This window comes from Syntrophorhabdaceae bacterium (genome assembly GCA_028713955.1).
Taxonomy (GTDB): domain Bacteria; phylum Desulfobacterota; class Syntrophorhabdia; order Syntrophorhabdales; family Syntrophorhabdaceae; genus UBA5609.
Window position 1 is genome coordinate 1 of the sequence record JAQTNJ010000063.1, and the last position, 4001, is coordinate 4001.

The window sequence follows — 4001 nt, forward strand, 5'->3', positions numbered from 1 at the left end:
CGAATCCGGCAGTTGTTCTCATGCTATCTTTTATCACATTCACATTTGTACCGTCAAACCCGGCACCGGCGTCATAAAAGATCACACCTTTCAAGCCTGCAGGTTTATAGATGGGGAAGATCCATTCAAGGTTGAAATATAGCTGGTTTTCTGCCCCAAGGACCTGATCATTTTCATCCTTTGGACCGGCTTCACCGAATCTGAACCCTCTGACTGAATTTAAACCACCGACATAGAATTTTTCATAAAGCGGCAGGTCCCGGTTTCCGTAAGGTCTTATCATACCACCGGTGCCGCGTACAAAGAATGAGCTGTCCCAGAACCCCGCGGGGATATACTGACCGTAAAACCCCGTAATCCTGTAAAAATAGTTATTCCCACCAAAGGGACCACCTGCCAGCTCAACAGTAACGTCTGAGTTGACCCCTTTCGTCGGGTTCAGTATATCGTCAATAGTGTTCTTTGTGAGCGACAGGGCGACGCTGCTCGTTGTCTTGGTGCCGGCCTGTTCCTTGATATCCCAGGTGGCCTCATCATCGATGTTGTAAATGTCTGTGGTTTCATAGCGATATTTCGTGCCGAGCTTCAAATCATCGGTTAAGGGCCGCGTCAGCGCAATGCTCCCGCCCTGTTTCTGGTAATCGTATGTATCCAGTATCCTGGTGAAATTGAACACGCTGAACCCTGCATTCAGATTCAGGTCAAAGATATAAGGCTCTATGAAGGTAAGCCGGTATTCCTGAGTAAAGCCGCTTATCGAGGCGTCAAGATATATCTTCCTTCCGGTTCCCATAAAATTTTCCTGGGATACGTTACCCGTTAATATAACCTTGTCGGACGTACTGTATCCTACACCGACGCTTAAGGAACCTGTGGCTTTTTCCTCCACCGACAGATCCACGTTGACCTTGTCAGGTTCCTCTGTCCTGACAAGCTTCAAGTCAGTTTCTTTAAAGAATGTAGTGTTTTTTAATTTCTTTTTACTGGCTTTCAAAGCGGTTGCTGAAAACCGGTCGCCTTCTGCAAAGTTTAATTCCCTCCGCACAACCTTATCCCTTGTCTTGGTGTTGCCCAGAATATTGATCCTGTTGAAGTATATCTCCTTTCCTTTTGTGATGTTAAAGGTCAGGTTCACCTTCCTTGCGTCGTCATCCATAAGGGTCAACGGTGCAATATCACAGAATGCGTAACCCTTGTCCTGGTATAGATCGGTGAGCCTTAGAATGTCTTCCTGGTAGGCTGTAGAGCTGAAGGTCCTGCCTGTTTTGCTTCTCAGGTTTTTGTACAACTCTGCTGTATCAAATATCACATCTCCCGCGAAATTGACTGTTCCGATCGTATAGACGTTGCCTTCTTCTATGGGCATTGAAATACTGATGGTCTTGCCATCCTGTGAGATCTTGATGTCAGGTATGCCTACTTTGACCCGAAGATAGCCATTGTCGTGGTAGAAGGCCTCGAGGTTCTTTCTGTCGTCCTCCAGCGCCTCGTCATCAAGGATGCCGGAACCGGTAAACCATGACAGGATACCTTTTTCCCGGGTCCTCATATAATCTTTCAGCTTACTGCCCTTGAACGTTTTATTGCCCGTAAAAGAGATCTTCTTGACATATGCCTGTGCCGGCTCATCTATCGTGAAATTGACCGTTGCGTCATATCCTTCGCCGTACTCTATATCGTAACTTATCCTGGTTGCATAGTATCCTTTGCCGGAGTAGAGCTTTTTGATCTCATCCATGCTTTCTTTGATTCTTTCGATGTTCAATACCGTATTGGTTTTGATCTTCAATTTTTCCGTGATATCCGATGTCTTGATCTTTTTATTCCCTGTGAGATAGATCGCCTTGATAGGTGGTCTTTCAATAACCACGAATGTGATAGCCTTCCCCGCGTCAGTATCCTGTACGTTGATCTGTACATCGCTGAAAAACCCTGTCTTGTAGATGTTTTTCATATCTTCCCGTATTTTATCGAGGTTATAGGGTTCCCGCTCCTTTGTTTTGATACTGTTCATGATAAATGCGGTGTCAATCCTCTCATTCCCGGTGACGTCGATCTTTGCGATCCTTTCAGCATCATTGGCCAAAAGCGGTACGGAAAAAGCGAGAATCCATAATGATAATAAAATGGTTGCGAGGATTTTCATTCGATTAGCAAAATTAACAGAAAATAGACGTGATGTAAAGGTAAAAAGTCAATACTTTAAGGATGAACACCGGTATCGGGCTTTCCCCGCAAACACGCTCATACGCTCCAGCGGCTCCAATCGCTCGCGTTCGGCTTCGGAACTTTTGCATATTCATGCAAAAGACCGAGCTTCCTCGCCTCACGACAGTTTGCTACGGGAAAGCCCGATACCGGTGTTCCCTGTTCCTATATCTAACATCCAGTTTTTAGTGGATTATGAGCTGCCTTTCATTTTGTCCTTCGTCCCAGTGAAGCGGACGTCCTTCGTCCTTCGGTTCTTCCTTCACGCCGAACGCCGAACCATCTTCTTTGATCTACGACATACGAACTACGATATACGGCATTTTCTCTCAGCGGTGCTTCACGACGCCTTTTCTGGCGCAGAGCTTAACAATGGGGCATTGGGTGCAGCAAGGTGATACGGGAGAGCATATCCGTTTCCCGAATGTTACCAGGAGGGTATTATAGATGATCCAGTACTCTTTTGGCAGTATCTTTCGCAGGGCTTCTTCGGTCTGGTGCGGGTTTTTTGTTGTAACGGCGCCGATCCGGTTTGAGATCCGGTGGACATGGGTATCGACGCATATCCCGGGTTTCCCGTATGCCTCGGAGACAACCAGGTTGGCGGTCTTTCTTCCTATCCCTTTGATTGTCAGTAACTCATCTATGGAATCCGGCACTCTGCCGTGGTAATCATCCGAAATAATTCTGGAAACATTTAAGAGTGTCCTTGATTTATTCCGGTAGAACCCGACAGGATAGATGAGTTTCTGTAGTTCACCTATAGGGATGCGGAGCAGCTCTTCCGGTGTCCTTGCCTTCTGAACCAGCCTCTCCATCACCTTTTCAGTCAGTTCGTCCTTGGTTCGGAGGCTCAGGAGGGTCCCGACGAGGATAAGGAAGGGGTCTTTTCGTTCCTGCTGTGCGATCCTGGTGACAACGGGCACGTCGTTCTTCAGATGTCTCTTCAGGATCCTGATCATCTCTTTGAATGGGAACATTCTAACCTCGTGAAAGATAAAATGTGAAAGGTGAAAGGCCCTCGTAATTCGTGAATCGTAATTCGTAATTGGATGAACCCCGTGAAAAGTGGGAAAACCCGTAATTCGTGAATGGGTGAACCCAATGAAAGGTAAATGCGTCATTGCGAGCGGAGCGCGGCAATCTCATTAATAATTCATACCCTATGAGGTCGCTACGTCGCTTCACTCCTCGCACCTTGTGCTTTTCCACTTACGTCTCACGAGTTACGAATTACGGTTGTTCTCGCCTAACGCCTTACGGGTGTTCTGCCATGAGCTATGAACTATGAGCTGTAGTTATTGTGTCTATCCATTTCTTCATCTTCTCCATATGAGATCCGCCCCAGTAGACCCTTTTGCAGGAGGGACATTGTTTAAAGTCTTTATGGTGGTGGTAGATGTATTCGGGGACGTGGTGCTCGATGTCTTCCCTGACTGCCGCAACGAGCGGGACATTGCATTCGATGCACCGCGACATGATAATGCAGGGATCAATATAAGGAGCGATAGTAGGCCTGACCTCCGCGAGTTGTTCCATGATCCGGTCAGACCTGATGTGTATGCTCCTTTCATATGAAGGACCTTTCAACCTTTTTGTAAAAAAATAGGGTGGATCTTCGGTGTGTTCCAATGTCTCCGGGGAGCCGGGGCCTTTTGAGCAGGGTGAATCGAGCCCAAGGATCCTCAGGTACCTTGAAAGCCTCCCGAGCATTACATCGCATATGAATGTCATCGTGTAACGAGGGCCTTTGCGATCTTTTTGGCGTGCTGCATGATCGCATCTTCTCCCTG

Annotated in this window: 3 protein-coding genes; all 3 read right to left on the reverse strand. The window is 47.1% G+C overall.

Translation table 11 applies throughout. From position 1 onward, the window contains the following. The coding region (gene bamA / locus PHU49_07270; protein MDD5243803.1) for an outer membrane protein assembly factor BamA at positions 1 to 2146 on the reverse strand (2146 nt) is incomplete at its 3' end. Between the two features lie 391 nt (positions 2147 to 2537). Beyond that, positions 2538 to 3188, reverse strand: a complete 651-nt coding sequence (locus PHU49_07275; GenBank protein MDD5243804.1) for an endonuclease III — start codon at positions 3186 to 3188, stop codon at positions 2538 to 2540. 298 nt (positions 3189 to 3486) lie between these two features. Continuing rightward, the coding region (locus PHU49_07280) for a Mut7-C RNAse domain-containing protein (protein MDD5243805.1) at positions 3487 to 4001 on the reverse strand (515 nt) is incomplete at its 5' end.